Source organism: Ramlibacter paludis (assembly GCF_022012305.1).
In the GTDB taxonomy this organism is placed as follows: domain Bacteria; phylum Pseudomonadota; class Gammaproteobacteria; order Burkholderiales; family Burkholderiaceae_C; genus Ramlibacter; species Ramlibacter paludis.
Window position 1 is genome coordinate 45066 of sequence record NZ_JAKLTM010000009.1, and the last position, 18045, is coordinate 63110.

Annotated in this window: 15 protein-coding genes; 5 read left to right on the forward strand and 10 right to left on the reverse strand. The window is 69.5% G+C overall.

The features are described from left to right. Positions 1–75 precede the first annotated feature (75 nt). Positions 76–3288 carry a PAS-domain containing protein gene (locus tag LZ009_RS23050; protein WP_275700340.1) on the reverse strand — a complete coding sequence of 1071 codons (3213 nt, stop codon included), beginning with the start codon at positions 3286–3288 and terminating at the stop codon, positions 76–78. 105 nt (positions 3289–3393) lie between these two features. On the opposite strand from LZ009_RS23050, the gene pyrF reads away from it, so the two are divergent. Beyond that, positions 3394–4221 (forward strand): orotidine-5'-phosphate decarboxylase, encoded by an 828-nt coding sequence (gene pyrF, locus LZ009_RS23055; RefSeq protein WP_275700341.1) that lies wholly within the window; start codon positions 3394–3396, stop codon positions 4219–4221. 3 nt (positions 4222–4224) lie between these two features. On the opposite strand, the gene LZ009_RS23060 is transcribed toward pyrF, so the two are convergent. Then, positions 4225–4488, reverse strand: coding sequence for a GlsB/YeaQ/YmgE family stress response membrane protein (locus LZ009_RS23060; protein WP_275700342.1), 264 nt, complete (start codon positions 4486–4488; stop codon positions 4225–4227). Between the two features lie 177 nt (positions 4489–4665). Then, complete coding sequence (uvrA, locus tag LZ009_RS23065; protein ID WP_275700343.1) at positions 4666–7584, reverse strand: excinuclease ABC subunit UvrA; 2919 nt, start codon at positions 7582–7584, stop codon at positions 4666–4668. Between the two features lie 137 nt (positions 7585–7721). Between uvrA and LZ009_RS23070 the strand changes: the two genes are divergently transcribed. The 4 genes from LZ009_RS23070 to LZ009_RS23085 all read left to right on the forward strand — a co-directional run bounded on the left by LZ009_RS23070 (position 7722) and on the right by LZ009_RS23085 (position 11606). Then, a complete protein-coding gene (locus LZ009_RS23070) occupies positions 7722–8927 on the forward strand; it encodes an MFS transporter (RefSeq protein WP_275700344.1) in 1206 nt (401 codons plus the stop codon). A gap of 23 nt (positions 8928–8950) precedes the next feature. After that, entirely contained in the window at positions 8951–9463 is a 513-nt protein-coding gene (gene ssb / locus LZ009_RS23075) for a single-stranded DNA-binding protein (RefSeq protein WP_275700345.1), read from the forward strand. A gap of 65 nt (positions 9464–9528) precedes the next feature. Next, positions 9529–10728 carry a BamA/TamA family outer membrane protein gene (locus LZ009_RS23080; RefSeq protein WP_275700346.1) on the forward strand — a complete coding sequence of 400 codons (1200 nt, stop codon included), beginning with the start codon at positions 9529–9531 and terminating at the stop codon, positions 10726–10728. A 62-nt stretch (positions 10729–10790) separates the two neighbouring features. After that, positions 10791–11606 carry a YihY family inner membrane protein gene (locus LZ009_RS23085; protein WP_275700347.1) on the forward strand — a complete coding sequence of 272 codons (816 nt, stop codon included), beginning with the start codon at positions 10791–10793 and terminating at the stop codon, positions 11604–11606. 99 nt (positions 11607–11705) lie between these two features. On the opposite strand, the gene paaZ is transcribed toward LZ009_RS23085, so the two are convergent. From paaZ to paaA, 7 genes are read right to left on the reverse strand one after another with little or no spacing between them, the layout of a single operon-like run. Beyond that, positions 11706–13751, reverse strand: coding sequence for a phenylacetic acid degradation bifunctional protein PaaZ (gene paaZ / locus LZ009_RS23090; protein ID WP_275700348.1), 2046 nt, complete (start codon positions 13749–13751; stop codon positions 11706–11708). Beyond that, on the reverse strand, positions 13748–14365 hold the full coding sequence (locus tag LZ009_RS23095) for a TetR/AcrR family transcriptional regulator (protein WP_275700349.1): 618 nt from the start codon (positions 14363–14365) through the stop codon (positions 13748–13750). The genes paaZ and LZ009_RS23095 overlap by 4 nt, the downstream gene beginning before the upstream one ends. Next, positions 14365–15447 carry a 1,2-phenylacetyl-CoA epoxidase subunit PaaE gene (paaE, locus tag LZ009_RS23100; RefSeq protein ID WP_275700350.1) on the reverse strand — a complete coding sequence of 361 codons (1083 nt, stop codon included), beginning with the start codon at positions 15445–15447 and terminating at the stop codon, positions 14365–14367. The genes LZ009_RS23095 and paaE overlap by 1 nt, the downstream gene beginning before the upstream one ends. Then, on the reverse strand, positions 15444–15953 hold the full coding sequence (gene paaD / locus LZ009_RS23105; protein ID WP_275700351.1) for a 1,2-phenylacetyl-CoA epoxidase subunit PaaD: 510 nt from the start codon (positions 15951–15953) through the stop codon (positions 15444–15446). Before paaD ends, paaE begins: the two co-directional genes overlap by 4 nt. Then, a complete protein-coding gene (paaC, locus tag LZ009_RS23110; RefSeq protein WP_275700352.1) occupies positions 15947–16720 on the reverse strand; it encodes a 1,2-phenylacetyl-CoA epoxidase subunit PaaC in 774 nt (257 codons plus the stop codon). The genes paaD and paaC overlap by 7 nt, the downstream gene beginning before the upstream one ends. Beyond that, positions 16720–17013 carry a 1,2-phenylacetyl-CoA epoxidase subunit PaaB gene (paaB, locus tag LZ009_RS23115; protein ID WP_275700353.1) on the reverse strand — a complete coding sequence of 98 codons (294 nt, stop codon included), beginning with the start codon at positions 17011–17013 and terminating at the stop codon, positions 16720–16722. The genes paaC and paaB overlap by 1 nt, the downstream gene beginning before the upstream one ends. Next, positions 17010–18020: a 1,2-phenylacetyl-CoA epoxidase subunit PaaA gene (gene paaA / locus LZ009_RS23120; protein WP_275700354.1), complete on the reverse strand. Its 1011-nt coding sequence runs from the start codon at positions 18018–18020 to the stop codon at positions 17010–17012. The genes paaB and paaA overlap by 4 nt, the downstream gene beginning before the upstream one ends. Positions 18021–18045: the final 25 nt, after the last annotated feature.

Here is an 18045-nt window from a genome sequence, read left to right on the forward strand (position 1 = left end):
ATTGGCACCGGCCGCGGCCCGCTTCTCCGCGCAGGCCGGCAATCGGGGCCTTGTCCTACAAGGGACCCCTTTAGTTCATGTTGGGGCGACCCAGTCCGCGGCGTCGGCGAGGAAGTCCGCGCAGCGTTCGGCCAGGTCCTCGAGCCCGGCGCCGGCGGCGGCCAGCCGGCCGGCCTGGGCTTCGGCTTCCAGCTGCTTCGCCAGCGCGCGCACCTGCTCCGCGCCGACCATGCCCGAGGAGCCGGACAAGGAATGCAGGTGCCGGTGCAGGTCGGCCTGGTTGCCGGCGGCGAAGGCGGCCCGGGCCGCCTGCAGGACCTTGGGCGCGTGCTCGCGGAAGGAGCCCAGGGCCGCGGCCAGCAGTTCCTCGTCGCCGCCCAGGCGCTCGAGCGCGGCCTGGCGCGCTGGGTTCGCCGGCGCGGCCGGCTCTTGCGCGGGTGCGGCTGCAAGCTCCTCGGCCGACGCGCTCACCGTCCATTCCGCCAGCACCTGCGCCAGCCGGCCGGCGTCGATCGGCTTGGCCAGGTAATCGTTCATGCCGTGCGCGAGGCAACGCTCGCGTTCGCCGGCGGCGGCGTTGGCGGTGAGCGCGATGATGGGGGCGGTGAAGCCGCGTGCACGCAGCTGCATGGTGGCACCGTAGCCGTCCAGCACCGGCATGCGGCAGTCCATCAGCACCAGGTCGAAGTCGCCGGCCATGGCGGCATCCACGGCCTGCTGGCCGTCGTCGGCCAGCGTGACGTCGCGGTAGCCCGCTTGCGCCAGCAGCCCGCGCACCACCACCTGGTTGGTGGGGTTGTCCTCCGCCACCAGGATGCGCGTGGAACGCACCGCGCCGGCGGCGCGCAAGGGAAGGGGCGTCGCGTTGGGCACCGGCTCGTCGGCGGCGCGCAGCGGCAGGTCGCATCGGAACGAGGCGCCGCGGCCGGGTTCGCTTTGCAGCAGCACGCTGCCGCCCATCTGCTCGGACAGCTGCTTCACGATGGCCAGCCCGAGGCCGGTGCCGCCGTACTTGCGGCTGGTGGAGCGCTCGGCCTGCGCGAAGCGCGTGAACAGCTTCTTCTGCACGTCGTAGGGAATGCCGATGCCGGTGTCGTAGACCGTGAAGCGCACCACGTCCGGCCCGAGCGGCCCGTCGGGGCGGCCGACGATCAGGCCGAACTCGCCGCGCTCGGTGAACTTGAAGGCGTTGGACAGCAGGTTGTTGAGGATCTGCCGCAGCCGCCCGGCGTCGCCCGACACGCTGGAGGGCACGTTGGGCGCGACGTCCAGCACGAACTGCAGGCCTTTCTCGCCGGCGCGCAGGCGGTACAGCTCGTTGAGCTGCTGCAGCAGTTCGTCGAGGCGGAAGGGCGCGTCCTCCAGCTCCATGCGGCCGGCTTCGATCTTGCCCAGGTCCAGCAGGTCGTTGATCAGTTCCAGCAGCGAGGCGGCGCTGGCGTCGGCCAGATGCACGTAGCGCCGCTGCTGCTCGCTCAGGGGCTCCGCCAGCAGCAGGCGCGTGAGGCCCAGCACGCCATTGAGCGGCGTGCGGATCTCGTGGCTCACGTTGTCGAGGAAATCGGTCTTGGCCCGGTTGGCCGCTTCGGCCGCTTCCTTCGCCGCGTGCAGTTCCTGGTCGGCCTTGCGCTGCGCGGTGATGTCGTGGAAGGTCCAGACGCGGCCATAGCCCCCGTCGAGGTCGATGCGGCGGCTGTGCCGTTCGAACACGCGGCCGTCGCGCAGCAGGAGTTCATCGAAGGTCTCGAGTTCGTCCGAGTTGTAGATTTGTTCCACGCGGCGCGTGAAGCCGGCCGGGTCCAGCATCTGCGGCGCCACGTGCGGCTGCAGTTGTGGCGCCACCGCGCCTTCGAGCTTCGCGGGGGCGCCCCACATCTGGCTCAGGCGCTCGTTGTGGAAGATCACCCGGCGGCTGGCGTCGACGACCATGATGCCGTCGGCCGCGGCTTGCACCGTGGCGCGGGTGATGGCGGCCGAGCGCGCCAGCTGCAGTTCCGCCTCCTTGCGCGCGGTCACGTCCTGGTTGGTGCCGGTGGCATACAGCGCTTCCCCGCTGGCGGCGCGCCGCGTGACGCGGCCCTCGCTGTGGATCCAGGCATGGCTGCCGTCCTTGCGCCGCACCTGGTGCTCCACCGCATAGCGGTCGGTCTCGCCCTTGAGCATGGCGGTGAGCGCCTGCGTCAGCGCGGGCCGCTGCTCCGCCGGCACCAGTTCGGTGAGGGCGAGCGGCGTGGTGATGGTGGGCGTGGCCGCACCGCCCAGCAGCAGCGACCAGTTCTCCGACAGGTACATCCAGCCGGAGTCCAGGTCCAGCTCCCAGAGCGACAGGCCGGAGGCGTCGAGCGCGCGCTTCTGCCGCTCCTCGCTGTCGCGCAGCGCCTTGTCGGCGGCGGTGGCCTGCGTGACGTCGACGTAGGTGGTGATGAAGCCGCCGCCGGGCAGCGGCGAGCGCCGCATGTCCAGCACGCCGCCGTCCGGGCTCGGGCGCTGGAGGTGCTGGCTGGGCTCGGCGCGGATTTCCTCGACCACGCGCTGCACCTGGTCCTCCGGGTCGCCCGGGCCGTAGTCGCCCCGCGCCGCATTGAAGCGCAGGAAGTCCTGGAAATGCGGCGTGCCGTCGAAGAGATGGTCCGGAAAGGCAAGCATCTGCCGGAATTGCCGGTTGTGCGCGATCAGCCGCAGCTCGCCGTCGAAAACGCTCAGGCCGCAAGGCAGGTTCTCGACCACGCTGGCCAGCAGCTCCATGTCGCCCAGCACGTCGGCGCCGGCCGAGGCCACCTGATGCAGGCGCTCGCGCTGCAGCAGCGCCCATTGGGCGACCGTGGCCAGGTCGCGCAGCGCCGCCAGTTGCCTGGCGTCCAGCTCCCCGGGCCGGCGGTCGATCACGCACAAGGTGCCGATGCGCTCGCCGCCCGGCATCTCGATCGGCGCGCCGGCATAGAAGCGGATGTCGGGGTCGCCGGTGACCAGGGGATTGGTGGCGAAGCGCGCATCGCGCGTGGCGTCCGGCACCTCCATCACCTCGTTGCCGCGGATGGCGTGGTCGCAGAAGGCGACGTCGCGCGGCGTCTGGGCCACGCCCTCCAGCCCCAGGTTGGCCTTGAACCACTGGCGCTCGGTGTCGATCAGGCTGATGAGGGCGATGGGCGTGCCGCAGACGGCGGCGGCGATGCGCACGAGGGCGTCGAACACCGGCTCCGGGGCGGTGTCCAGCACCGCCAGCTCCCGCAGGCGGGCCAGGCGGCGCTGCTCCTCATCTGCGGCGGACGGCGGTTGCGTGGGGCTCATCGGTGCGGCTTGCAGCGGTCGATGATACGTGCGGCCGCGAGTGCGCGGGGGCCGCCTGCTTTCCCCCGGAAAGGGGAGACCCTTGGCATTAACTAAAATTGCGCCATGACATTCCTCTCGAGGCTGCAGGCGGCGCAGCAGCGCCATGACTCCATGCTGTGCGTGGGGCTCGACCCGGAGCCATCGCGCTTCCCGGCGGCCATGAAGGACAACGCGGCGCGCATCTACGACTTCTGCGCCCGCATCGTCGACGCGACCGGCGACCTGGTGATCGCCTTCAAGCCGCAGATCGCCTACTTTGCCGCCCACCGTGCGGAGGAGCAGCTCGAGCAGCTGATGCGCCACCTGCGCGCCAACTGGCCGCACGTGCCGGTGATCCTGGACGCCAAGCGCGGCGACATCGGCTCCACCGCCGAGCAGTACGCGAAGGAGGCGTTCGAGCGTTATGGCGCGGATGCGGTGACGCTGTCCCCCTTCATGGGCTTCGATTCGGTCCAGCCCTATCTGAAGTACCCGGACAAGGGCGCCTTCCTCCTGTGCCGCACCTCCAACCCGGGCGGCGACGACCTGCAGGCGCAAAGGCTGGCGTCGGTGGACGGCCAGCCGCTGCTCTACGAGCACGTGGCCAAGCTGGCGCAAGGGCCGTGGAACCTGAATGGACAGCTGGGGCTGGTGGTCGGCGCGACCTACCCGGCGGAGATCGAGCGGGTGCGCGCGATTGCACCGACGCTGCCGCTGCTGATCCCCGGCGTCGGCGCGCAGGGCGGCGATGCGGTCGCCACCGTGCGGGCGGGCTGGCGGGAGGACGCACCCATCGTGGTGAATTCCTCGCGGGCGATCCTCTATGCGTCGAGCGGCATCGATTTCGCCGATGCCGCGCGGGTCGTGGCCGAGAGCACGCGCGCGACCTTGCAGGCCGCGCGGCCGGCCTGAGGCTTACAGGACGCGGCGGCGGCCGCCGCCGCGCAGCAGGTTCACGATCACCAGCAGCACCATCGCGCCCAGGATCGAGGCGATCCAGCCGGCCGGCTGGCCCGCGGTGTACCAGCCCATGGACTGGCCCAGGAACTGGGCCAGGAAAGAGCCGCCGATACCGACCAGCGTGGTCAGGATGATGCCCATGTTGTCGTTGCCCGGCTTGAGGGCGCGGGCCAGCAGCCCGACGACGAAGCCGACGATGATGGTGATGATGATCGACATGTTTGTGGTTCCCAACGATTCCCTTGATGGGCCGAATCTAGGGGAGTGCGAAAGGCCGCGCTGTAGGTGAGCGTTGAGAAGGCTTGTCATCCCGGCCTCGAGCCGGGATCCAGCGGCGGTGCTTGACCGGCCGCTGTCGCTGGATTGCGGGTCCAGCCCGCAATGACAAGGTCGGGGCTACAGCAATCGCTTCAGGTAGCGCCCGGTATGGCTCTGCGGATGCGCCGCCACCTCTTCCGGCGTGCCGGCGACCACCACCGTGCCGCCGCCGTCGCCGCCTTCCGGCCCCATGTCGATCACCCAGTCCGCCGTCTTGATCACGTCGAGGTTGTGCTCGATGACGACGATGGTGTTGCCGGCGTCGCGCAGCTGGTGCAGCACCTTCAGCAGCAGCGCGATGTCGGCGAAGTGCAGGCCGGTGGTGGGTTCGTCCAGGATGTAGAGCGTGCGGCCGGTGTCGCGCTTGGACAGCTCCAGCGCCAGCTTGACGCGTTGCGCCTCGCCGCCCGACAGCGTGGTCGCGGCCTGCCCGAGCTTGATGTACGACAGGCCGACGTCGAGCAGCGTCTGCAGCTTGCGCGCGATCGCCGGCACCGGCTTGAGGAACTCGTGGGCGTCCTCCACCGTCATGTCCAGCAGTTGCGCGATGTTGCGGCCCTTCCACTGCACTTCCAGCGTCTCGCGGTTGTAGCGCTGGCCGCGGCAGACGTCGCAGGGCACGTACACGTCGGGCAGGAAGTGCATCTCCACCTTCACCACGCCATCGCCCTGGCAGGCCTCGCAGCGGCCGCCCGCGACGTTGAAGGAGAAGCGCCCGGGCCCGTAGCCGCGCTCCTTGGCGGTCGCGGTCTCCGCCATCAGCTCGCGGATCGGCGTGAACAGGCCGGTGTAGGTCGCCGGGTTGCTGCGCGGCGTGCGGCCGATCGGCGACTGGTCGACGTTGATCACCTTGTCGAAGTGCTCGATGCCCTCGATCGCCTGGTGCGGCGCCGGCTCCTCGTGGGCGCGGTACAGCTCGCGCGCCACCGCCGTGTAGAGCGTGTCGTTCACCAGTGTCGACTTGCCGGAACCCGAAACGCCGGTGACGCAGGTGAAGAGGCCGACCGGCACTTCCACGGTCACGTCCTTCAGGTTGTTGCCGCTGGCGCCGGCGATGCGGATCACCTGCGGGTCAGGCTGCTCGTCGAGGCGGTTGCGCTTTGCCGGCACGGGGATCTTCACCGCGCCCGACATGTACTGGCCGGTCAACGAGGCCGGGTTAGCCAGCACTTCGTCCGGCTTGCCTTGCGCGACGACCTGGCCGCCATGGATGCCGGCGCCCGGGCCCATGTCGACCACGTAGTCGGCGGCGCGGATCATGTCCTCGTCGTGCTCCACCACCAGCACCGAGTTGCCGAGGTCGCGCAGGTGCTGCAGCGTGGCGATCAGGCGGTCGTTGTCGCGCTGGTGCAGGCCGATGCTGGGTTCGTCCAGCACGTACATCACGCCGGTGAGGCCGCTGCCGATCTGCGAGGCCAGGCGGATGCGCTGCGCCTCGCCGCCGGACAGCGTCTCGGCGCTGCGATCGAGCGACAGGTAATTGAGGCCGACGTCGTTCAGGAAGCGCAGGCGGTTGCCGATCTCGCGCACCACCTTGTCGGCGATCTCGCCCTTGGCGCCGGCCAGGTGCAGCTGCTCGAAGTAGCCCAGGCTGTCGCGCAAGGTCATGCGGCCGATCTCGTAGATCGCCAGGGACTGCGCGCTGTCGCCCAGCTTCACGTGGCGCGCTTCGCTGCGCAGCCGCGTGCCTTCGCAGGTGGGGCAGGGCTGCAGGCTGCGGTAGCGCGCGAGCTCCTCGCGCACCGCGGCCGAATCGGTCTCGCGGTAGCGCCGCTCCATGTTCGGCAGGATGCCTTCGAAAGCGTGCTTCTTGCTGACCTTGCGGCCGGCCGAGGCGCCCGATTCCATCGTGTACGAGAAGCGGATCTCCTCCTCGCCCGAGCCCTGCATCAGCGCCTTGCGGACTTCCGGCGGCAGGTCCTGGAACGGCTTGTCGACGTCGAACTTGTAGTGCTTCGCCAGGCTTTCGATCATGGCGAAGTAATACGGGTTGCGCCGGTCCCAGCCCTTGATCGCGCCGCCGGCCAGCGACAGCTCGGGGAAGGCGACCACGCGCGCGGCGTCGAAGAACTCCATCGTGCCGATGCCGTCACAGCTGGGGCAGGCGCCCACCGGCGAGTTGAACGAGAACAGACGCGGCTCGAGCTCCGAGATGGAGTAGTGGCACACCGGGCAGGCGAACTTGGCGTTGAACAGGTGTTCCTTGCCCGTGTCCATCTCGAGCGCCAGGGCGCGGCCTTCGGCCAGGCGCAGCGCCGATTCGAAGCTTTCCGCCACGCGCTGCTGCATGTCGGCGCGCACCTTGAGGCGGTCGACGACGACGTCGATGTCGTGCTTCTCCGCCTTCTTCAGCTTGGGCAGGTTGTCGAACTCGAAGACCTCGCCGGCGACGCGGAAGCGCACGTAGCCCTGGCCCTGCATCTCGGCGAACAGCTCGGTGAACTCGCCCTTGCGCTCGCGCGCCACCGGCGCCAGGATCATCAGCTTGGTGTCTTCCGGCAGCGCCAGCACCGCGTCGACCATCTGCGAAACGGTCTGGGCCTGCAGCGGGATCTCGTGCACCGGGCAGAAGGGCGTGCCCGCGCGGGCGTAGAGCAGCCGCAGGTAGTCGTGGATCTCGGTGACCGTGCCGACCGTGGAGCGCGGGTTGTGGCTGGTGGCCTTCTGCTCGATCGAGATCGCGGGCGACAGGCCCTCGATCACGTCGACGTCGGGCTTGTCCATCAGCTGCAGGAACTGGCGCGCATACGCCGACAGGCTCTCGACGTAGCGCCGCTGGCCCTCGGCGTAGAGCGTGTCGAAGGCGAGCGAGGACTTGCCGGAGCCGGACAGGCCGGTGATCACCACCAGCTGGTAGCGCGGCAGGTCCAGGTCGACGTTCTTCAGATTGTGCGTGCGCGCTCCGCGGATGCTGATCCGCTGGCCCAGGGCCGCGTGCAGGTACTTGCCGTCGGTGGCTTTGTCCAAGATTCGGGAAAGTTCGGGAAAACCCGGCATCTTAGCCCGGGCAGGCGGGCCGCGCACCCCATTCCGGCCGATGCCGGAGAATGCGGGGTTTGCCGGCCCGCCCGGCGTGCTTTTTGCCTGCTTCCCGCTCCGTGACCCCCTCCCCCTCCCAAGCCCCTTCCAGCCGGATGACCCCGCTGGAGCGCCGCGCCAGCGGTTCGCTGGCGACCATCTTTGCCGCCCGCATGCTGGGCCTGTTCCTGGTGCTGCCGGTGTTCGCGCTGGAGGCGGCCCGGTATCCGGGCGGCGGCGATCCGGCCCTGATCGGCCTGGCCATGGGCATCTACGGCCTGACGCAGGGCCTGCTGCAGATCCCCTTCGGCCTGGCCAGCGACCGTTTCGGCCGCAAGAAGGTGATCGTGATCGGCCTGCTGGTATTCGCCGCCGGCAGCTTCGTGGCCGCGGCGGCGCCCACGCTGCACTGGCTGATCGCCGGCCGTGCGCTGCAGGGCGCCGGCGCCGTGTCGGCTGCGGTGACCGCGCTGCTGGCCGACCAGACGCGCGACAGCGTGCGGACCAAGGCGATGGCGCTGGTGGGCGCCAGCATCGGCCTGATGTTCGCGCTGTCGCTGGTGGCGGCGCCCGTGCTGGCGGCGCACATCGGCCTGCACGGCCTGTTCGTCATCACCGGCGCGCTCGCGCTCGCCTGCATCGCCGTGGTGATGTGGTGGACGCCGCCCGCGCCGGTGGAACATTCGGGCGTGCCGCGGGGGCGCCTTTCCGAAGTGCTGCGCCACGGCCCGCTGCTGCGGCTGGACGTCGGCGTGCTGGTGCTGCATGCGGTGCAGCTCGCGATGTGGGTGGCGGTGCCGGCGCTGCTGGTGCAGGCGGGCCTGGACAAGGCGCTGCACTGGCAGGTCTACCTGCCGGCGGTGCTGGCCTCCTTCGTCCTGATCGGCGGCCTGTTCGCGCTGGAGCGGCGCGGCTACCTGCGGGCCGTGTTCCTGAGCGCGATCGGGCTGGTGCTGCTGGTGCAGCTGGGGCTGCTGGCGGCGGCTTCGCATCCGACCCTGCCGGTGCTGGCGCTGCTGCTGTTCCTGTTCTTCTGCGGCTTCAACATCCTGGAGGCCACCCAGCCCAGCCTGGCCTCGCGGGTGGCGCCCCCGCATGCCCGCGGCGCGGCGCTGGGTGTGTACAACACCCTGCAATCCCTGGGATTTTTTGCCGGCGGCGCGGTCGGCGGCTGGCTGGCCAAGAACGTTGGTTTGGCAGGCCTGTTCACTGCCTGCGCGGCCCTGATGTTGCTGTGGCTGGTGGTGGCCTGGCCCATGCGGGCGCCTTCGTCCCGGCCGACGGCCGAGGACATGCTGGCGGACGAAGCCGAGGCGACATAATCGGTCCATCTACGGAGAGCAACATGGCATCGGTCAACAAGGTCATCATCGTCGGCAACCTCGGGAAAGACCCCGAGACCCGCACCTTCCCCAGCGGCGGTCGCGTCTGCAACGTCACCATCGCCACGTCCGAGCGCTGGAAGGACAAGAACACCGGCGAGATGAAGGAGCTCACCGAGTGGCACCGGGTGGTCTTCAACGACCGCCTGGCCGAGATCGCCGGTGAATACCTGCGCAAGGGCTCGCAGGTCTACGTCGAAGGCAGCATCCGCACCCGCAAGTACACGGACAAGGACGGCGCCGAGCGCTACACCACCGAGATCCGCGCGGACGAAATGAAGATGCTGGGCAAGCGCGAAGGCATGGGCGGCCCGGGCGGCGGCGACGACGACGGCGGCTACGACAGCGCACCCCGTTCGCGCGCGCCCGCGCCGCAACGCTCCGCCCCCAGCGGTGGTGGTGGTGGCGCTGCGCGTCCCGCGGCCTCGAAGCCCGCCAGCGGCTTCGACGACATGGACGACGACATTCCGTTCTGATTCCCCCTGCGGCTTGGGACCAAGGTCCCATTCCGCCGGCGCGCCCCGTGGTTCCAGAATGACCGGTGGCATTTCCCCGGCCTGCCGATCGACCGCTGCGTGCTTTCCTCCTCGCCCTGGCCTGTGCTGTGCCGGGCAGCGCCTTCTTGCCGGATCCGGCCATCGCGGCCGAGGCGACGGCGGAAGCCGGCGCCAGGCCGGAGAAGCCTTCGCGCATCCGCGGCGATGACGGCTGGCTCGACATCAGCGGCTTCCTCGACGAGGCCTACGGCTTCATCCCGCTGGTCATCCCCATCACCGAACCGGCGGTCGGCGTGGGCGGCGTCGCGGCCCTGGCCTTCATCGACAAGCCGCCGGGCGAGGCGGCGGCCGGCTTCGGCCGCCCCAACATCTCCGTGGTGGGGGCGTTGGGCACCGACAACGGCACCCGCGGCGCCTTTGCGGGCGACATGCGCCATTGGGCCGGTGACCGCGTGAAGACGCTGGTCGGCGTCATCCGTGCTTCGGTGAACCTCGACTTCTACGGCGCCGGCCGCGACCCGGTGTTGCGCGACCATCCCAACTCCTACAACCTGGACACGACGGCCCTGGTGGCACAGGCGCGGTACCGCGTCGGCAGCTCGCAGGCCTGGGTGGGCCTGGGTTACGCGGTGGCTGCGACCAAGGTCAGGTTCAATGCGCCGGTCGACGCCGATGTGCAGCCTTCGCGTGAGCACGAGTCGCGGGTCGGCGGCCTGTTGCCGATCGTCAGCTTCGATTCGCGCGACAACGTGTTTACGCCGAACGCCGGCACCTACCTGGAGCTTTCCGCCGGCCTGTTCGACAAGGCGCTGGGCAGCGACACCAACTTCCAGCGCGTCAACCTGACCGGCATCCAGTACTGGCCGGTGTCGCGCGACCTCACCGTCGGCGTCATCGCCAGCTCGGTGGCCAGCGCCGGCGACGTGCCCTTCTACCTGCGGCCTTACATCGCCCTGCGCGGCGTGCCCGTCATGCGCTACCAGGGCGACATGACGGCCCAGGCCGAGGCGGAAGTGCGCTGGCGCTTCTGGCAGCGCTTCAGCCTGGTGGCCTTTGCCGGCGCCGGCGGCAGCCGCAACGAAGGCGCGCGCAACCGCGCGACCCAGAACGTCACCGCGGGCGGCGTCGGCTTCCGCTACGAGATCGCCCGGAAATACGGGCTGCACCTGGGCATCGATGCCGCCACCGGCCCGGCCGGCCCTGCCTATTACGTGCAGTTCGGGAGCGCCTGGGCGCGGCCCTGAGGTCACGGGCGTCGAGGCGGTGTTGCGGCCACGCCGCAGGGCACCCGCTATCCTTGGCGGCAATGACGCGCAGCTTGTTCCAGCGCGCCCGCGAAGAGCGACTCCCTCAGGCGGCGGGCAGCCTCACCTTCACCACCGTGCTGTCGGTGGTGCCGCTGCTGGCGGTGAGCTTCGCGCTGTTCACGCGCGTGCCCGCCTGGCGCAAGGTGGGTGCCGCCATCCAGGAGCGGCTGCTGGAAGGCCTGCTGCCGGCGGACCTGGCGCACATGGTGCTGAAGTACCTGGGCCGCTTTGCCGCCAACACCGGCGGGCTGACCTGGGTGGGCTCGCTGTTCGTGGTGGCCTCGGCGCTGGCGCTGCTGCTGACGGTGGAGAACGCGCTCAATCGCATCTGGCAGGCGAAGAAGAACCGGCCGGTGTTCAAGCGGCTGGGCATGCTGCTGCTGATGCTGGTCCTGGGGCCGCCGGCGCTGGGGGCGAGTCTCTGGGCGACGTCGTACGTGATGAGCGCTTCGGCGCGGCCGCTGGCCGACTTGTCGCCGCAGGCGACCTTCCTGCTCAATCTCGGCCCGGTGCTGTTGGCAACTGCGTGCCTCGCGAGCTTGTTCCGCTTCGTGCCGAACGTGGTGGTGCGCTGGCGCGACGCCATTGCGGGTGGCTTGCTGGCGGCCATCGCCTTCGAGCTGGGCAAGCGCGGCTTCGCGTTCTACCTGCTGAACGTACCTACGTACAAGACCGTGTACGGCGGCTTCATGGCCGTGCCGGCGTTTTTGCTGTGGGTGTATTTCAGCTGGCTGGTGACGCTCGGGGCGGCGCTGGTGGCGGCGAGCTTGGGCTTCGGCAAATCGAAGGCGACGAGGCGGCTGGCGCGGGCGTGAACGTGTGCGGTGGGGTCGCTTCGCGAACCCACCCTACGAAGATCAAGCAACACTTCCGCGTTGTAGGGTGGGTTCGCGACAGCGACCCCACCGGCGCCGTCAGGCGCGCTTCGCCACCAGCGTCAGGATGTCGTAGCTCGCCACCAGCTCGCCATCCTGGTTCGTCACTTCCACGTCCCACGCCACCACGCCCTGGCCCACGCCCTTCGCATCCTTGCGATTGCGGTCGATCTTGCGCTTGGCCGTCAGCCGCGCGCGGATCGTGTCGCCGATGCCCACCGGCTTGACGAAGCGCAGCGTGTCCAGGCCGTAGTTGGCCAGCACCGGCCCCGGCGCCGGCGAGACGAAGAGGCCCGCGGCGGCGGACAGCACGAAGTAGCCGTGCGCGATGCGCTTGCCGAACTGCGTGTCCTTCGCCGCGATCTCGTCGAAGTGCATGTAGAAGTAGTCGCCCGAGATGCCGCCGAAGTTGACGATGTCGGCTTCGCTCACCGTGCGCCGATGCGTCAGCAGCGAGTCGCCGATCTTCAGGTCCTCGAAGTGCTTGCGGAAGGGATGCGTGCCGTCCTCGGTGACCTTGGCGCCGCGCACGTACTCGCCGGTCACGGCCGCCAGCATGGTCGGCGAGCCCTGCACCGCGGCACGCTGCAGGTAGTGTTTCACCGCGCGCAGGCCGCCCAGTTCCTCGCCGCCGCCCGCGCGGCCCGGGCCGCCGTGCTTCAGCATCGGCAGCGGCGAGCCGTGGCCGGTGGATTCGGCGGCCGCTTCGCGATCGAGCACCAGGATGCGGCCGTGGGTCATCGCGGCCGCCGGCACGAAACGCGCCGCGGTTGCCGGATCCTTGGTGACCAGCGTGCCGACCAGGCTGCCCTTGCCGCGCGCCGCCAGCGCCAGCGCCTCGTCGAGGCCCTCGTAGGCCATCAGCGTGCTGACCGGGCCGAAAGCCTCGATGTCGTGCACCGCGTCGTCTTCCAAGGGCTTGCGCGCGAGCAGCAGCGTGGGCGCGAAGAAGGCGCCTTCGGCCACGCCCTCGCCGCGCGGCGCGAAGCCGTCGCGCTCGCCGTACAGCAGCTCCGCGGCCTGCAGCAGGCGCTGCACCTGCGCGGCCACGTCGCGTTGCTGGTCGTGCGAGGCCAGCGCGCCCATGCGCACTTCTTCCAGCGCCGGATCGCCGGCGACGACTTTCGCGAGCCGGGCCCTCAGGCGGGACGCGACTTCATCGACGTGCTTGCGGGGCACGATCGCGCGGCGGATCGCCGTGCATTTCTGGCCGGCCTTCACCGTCATCTCGCGCGCCACTTCCTTCACGAACAGGTCGAACTCCTCGTCGCCGGGCTCCACGTCTTCGGCCAGCACGGCGCAGTTCAGCGAATCGGCCTCGGCGTTGAAGGAGATCGAGTTGCGCACGAGGTTCGGATGCACGCGCAGCTTGGCGGCGGTATCGGCGGAGCCCGTGAAGGTGACGACGTCGGCGCCGTCGAGCCGGTCCAGCAGGTCGCCGGTGCTGCCGATCACCAGCTGCAGGCTGCCCTCGGGCAGGATGCCGGACTCGATGGCCATCCGCACCATCGCTTCGGTGAGGTAGCTGGTGGAGGTCGCCGGCTTGGCGATGCAGGGCGCGCCGGCCAGGAAACTCGGTGCGAACTTCTCCAGCAAGCCCCACACCGGGAAGTTGAAGGCGTTGATGTGCACCGCGACGCCGCCGCGCGGCACCAGGATGTGGGTGCCGGCAAAGGCGCCTTTCTTGCCCAGCGGAATGGCCGGGCCTTCGTGCACCACGTTGCCCGAAGGCAGCTCGTTGCCGCCGACCGCCGCATAGGCCGACAGCGTGGCGCTGCCGCCCTCGATGTCGATCCAGCTGTCGGTGCGCGTCGCGCCGGTGTGGGCCGACAGCGCATAGAGCGCCTCCTTGCGTTCCAGCAGGTATTTCGCCAGGGCCTTCAGGCGCTCGGCGCGCTGCTGGAAGTCCAGCTTCATCAGCGCAGGCACGCCGGTCTTGCGCGCGTGCTGCACGGCCTCGGCAAAGTCGATGCGGTCTTCGTGCGTGCTGAAGACGGGCTGGCCGTTGACGGCACTGCGCAGCGCCTGGCCGGCCTGCGTGCCCAGCCAGCTGCCGGCGATGTAGCTCTGGAGAGTGGTGGTCATGGTGTTGCCTGCAGGTGGGGAGCCTTGACGGCCTTCAGGCCGGCAAGGAAGAGATCGGAAACCACGGGCGCGATGTCGTCGTAGCCGAGCGCGCCGTCGGGCTTCATCCAGGTGAAGAGCCAGTTGATCATGCCGAAGAGGAGCATGGTGAGCGGCTTGCCGAGCGCCGCCTCCTCCAGGTCGGGGCGCAGCGCGATCACGACGCGGGCGAAGCCGGCGACCACCTCGCGCTCGATGTCCAGCACGCGCTTGCGGTCGGCGTCGTCCAGGAACTTCACGTCCTCGGTCAGCACGCGGTGCTCGTTCTGCGAGTCGGCGTATTCCTCCACCAGCCGGCGGATCAGGATGCGCATCTGCGCCTGCGGCGTGCGGCCCTCGGCCACCGCCTCGCCGACGATGCCTTGCAGCCGCAGCACGTGGCCTTCGGTGATGCTCACCAGCAGCGCGTACTTGTCGCGGTAGTAGTGGTACAGCGTGGCCTTCGACAGGCCGCTGGCTTCCGCCACCTGGTTCATCGAGGTGCCGGCATAGCCGGTCCTGGCGAACAGTGCCGCCGCCTGCGCGAGGATCAGTTCGCGCTGGTCGTCGTAGCCGGCGTGCCTGCCGCGTCCCATCAGCGTTCGTCGAAGGAGAGGACGACGCGCTCGGTCATCGGGTGCGCCTGGCAGGTCAGCACGAAGCCGGCGGCGACCTCTTTCTTGTCGAGGGCGAAGTTGCGGTCCATGCGCACGTCGCCTTCGATCACCTTGGCGCGGCAGGTGCCGCAGACGCCGGAGGTGCAGGAGAAGGGCACTTCCAGGCCGGCCGCGGAGGCGCAGTCGAGGATGCTGGGCTGGTCCTTGAAGAACTGGATCTCGCGCTTGAGGCCGTCGCGGATGATGGTGACGCGCGCCTGCTCGGCGTCGCCCGGGCGCGCCTCGTGCACCACCGCGCCCACCGTGCCGGGCGCCTGCGCGATGCCGAAGCGCTCGATGTGGATGCGGTCTTCCGGCACGCCGGCGGCCAGCAGCGCGGCCTCGGCCTCGTCGTTCATCTGGAAGGGGCCGCAGATGAAGGCGTGGTCGATGCCCTGGGCGGGCACCAGCGTGCGCAGGAACTCGCCGATCTTGTCGCGGTTCATCAGGCCCATGTTGATGGGCGCATCGGTGTGCTCGTCGCTGAACACGTGGTGCAGCGTGAGCCGGGTCATGTAGCGGTCCTTCAGGTCCTCCAGCTCCTCCTTGAACATGGCGGAGCGCAGGCTGCGGTTGCCGTAGACCAGCGTGAACTCGCTGGCCGGTTCGCGCGCCAGCACCGTCTTCATGATCGAGAGGATGGGCGTGATGCCGCTGCCGCCGGCGATGCCGACGTGGTGCCGGCGCTGGTCGGCCGCGATCGGCACGAAGAAGCGGCCCTGCGGCGCCATCACGCTGATGGTGTCGCCGGGCTTCAGGTGCTCGTTGATCCAGTTGGAGAAGGCGCCGCCCTTGACCTTGCGCACGCCCACCCGCAGCTCGCCGTCGTCGACGCCGGCGCAGATCGAATAGGAGCGGCGCAGGTCCTGGCCGTCGATCTCCTTGCGCAGCGTGAGGTACTGGCCTTGCGTGAAGCCGAACACTTCACGCAGGTCGTCCGGCACCTCGAAGGTGACGATCACGGCTTCCTGGGTGTCGGGCTGGACGGCGCGCACGCGCAGCGGGTGGAAGAGGGCGCTCATATCGGCTTGAAATGTTCGAAGGGTTCGCGGCAGGTCAGGCAGCGGTACATGGACTTGCAGGCGGTGGAGCCGAAGGCGGAGAGGCGCTCGGTGATGGCGCTGCCGCAGCGGGGGCAGGGGACCTTGTCGGCCTTGCGGCCGAAGATGCGGATGCCCTGGGTCCCCGCCTCCGCGGGGATGACGTGGGAGGGAGGGGCGATGCCGTACTCGGTGAGCTTTCGCTTGCCTTCGGCTGTGATCCAGTCGCTGGTCCACGCCGGCGCGCGCTGCAAGGTGGCGCGCGCGGGGCCAAGGCCTTCGGCCTCGATGGCTTCCAGCACGCTCTGCTCGATCACCTCGGTGGCGGGGCAGCCGGAGTAGGTCGGCGTCAGCACGACCTCCAGGCCGTCGTCGCCGTGGTCGATCACGTCCCGCACGATGCCCAGGTCGCGCACCGACAGCGCCGGTACTTCCGGATCGAGCACTTCGCCCAGCACTGCCCAGGCGCGCTCGGCGCGTGTCACCACACGCCTCCGGGGTAGGCGCGCTGCAGCTGCTGCATCTCGGCCAGGATGAAGCCCATGTGCTCGCTGTGCACGCCGCGCTTGCCGGTGCTGAGGAAGGGGGTGGCCTTGGGCGCGGTGAGACCGGCTTCGGCCAGGATGGCGTCCATCTCGGCGTCCCAGTCGGCCTTGAGTTCGCTCCAGCGCGGGCCCAGCCCGCTCGCCTGCGCTTCATCGTCAACCGCGTCGGACGCGAACAGCTCGGCGCCGTAGATCCACAGCTGGTCGAGCGCGCGCTCCATGCGGCGGCGCGATTCCTCGGTGCCGCCCGCCAGCCGCACGACCCAGTCGGCCGCATGCTGCTGGTGGTAGCGCGCTTCCTTGCGGGCCTTGGCGGCGATGGCCGCCACTTCGGCGTCGCCGGACGCGACCAGCTTGTCCCACAGCAGCTTGAAGAAGGTGGCCATCATCGCGTTGCGCAGCACCGTGACGGCGAAGTCGCCGCGCGGCAGTTCGGCCAGCGTGACGTTGCGGTAGTCGCGCTCCTCGCGCAGGAAGGCGAGTTGGTCCTCGTCGTGGCCCGCGCCTTCGAGCGCGCCGGCATGCGTGAGCAGCGCGCGCGCCTGGCCGATCAGGTCCAGTGCCATGTTGGCCAGCGCCAGGTCCTCCTCCAGCACGGGCGCATGGCCGGCCCATTCGGAGAGGCGGTGGCTGAGGATCAGCGCGGTGTCACCGATGCGCAGCAGGTACTGCACCGGCGGCGTGAAGTTGACGTGGATCGACGGCTGCATCACATGTGGTCCACGGAATCGGGCAGCTTGTAGAAGGTGGGGTGGCGGTACACCTTGTCTTCCATCGGGTCGAAGTACATCGCCTTGTCGCCCGGGTCGCTGGCGACGATGTGGTCGCTGCGCACCACCCAGACGCTGGTGCCTTCCTGGCGCCGCGTGTAGACGTCGCGCGCCATCTGGATCGCCATCTTCGGGTCGGCGGCATGCAGGCTGCCGCAGTGCTTGTGGTCCAAACCGCTCTTGCTGCGGACGAACACTTCCCACAAGGGCCATTCCTTTTTGGGATCGCTCATGCCGCCACCTTCTCTTGTTGGTCTTGCTTCGCCGCATAGGCGAGGGCCGCTTCGCGCACCCAGGCGCCGTCGTCCCAGGCCTTCACGCGGGCCGCGAGGCGTTCGCGGTTGCACGGGCCGTTGCCGCCCACCACGTTCCAGAATTCGGTCCAGTCGATGGCGCCGAAGTCGTTGTGCTGGCGCTCCTCGTTCCACTTCAGCTCGGGGTCGGGCAGGGTGACGCCCAGCACCTTGGCCTGTTCGACGGTGGCGTCGATGAACTTCTGCCGCAGTTCGTCGTTGGACACGCGCTTGATGCCCCAGCGCATCGACTGCGCCGAGTTGGGCGACTGGTCGTCCGGCGGGCCGAACATCATGATCGAGGGCCACCACCAGCGGTTCACGGCGTCCTGCACCATGGCCTTCTGCGCCTCGGTGCCCTGCGTCATCATGGTCAGCAGGCTCTCGTAGCCCTGGCGCTGGTGGAAGCTTTCCTCGCGGCAGATGCGGATCATCGCGCGCGCATAGGGGCCGTAGCTGCAGCGGCAGATCGGCACCTGGTTCATGATGGCCGCGCCGTCGACCAGCCAGCCGATCACGCCGACGTCGGCCCAGGTGAGCGTCGGGTAGTTGAAGATGGAGCTGTACTTGGCCTTGCCGGTGTGCAGCGCCTCCAGCATCTCGTCGCGCGAAGTGCCCAGCGTCTCCGCCGCCGAATAGAGATAGAGGCCGTGGCCGCCCTCGTCCTGCACCTTGGCGATCAGGATGGCCTTGCGCTTGAGCGTGGGCGCGCGGGTGATCCAGTTGCCTTCCGGCAGCATGCCGACGATCTCGGAATGCGCGTGCTGGCTGATCTGCCGCACCAGTGTCTTGCGGTAGTGCTCCGGCATCCAGTCCTTGCCTTCGATGAAGTCGCCCTCGGCGATGCGCGCCTCGAAGCGTTCTTCCAGCTGCAGCTCGTCGGCCGAGCGCACGGCCTTGCGCGCGTCGCCGTCCTTGCCCATGGTGTCCATGGCTTGCGTGTACATGCGGGTCTCCTGATTTCCGACCGAG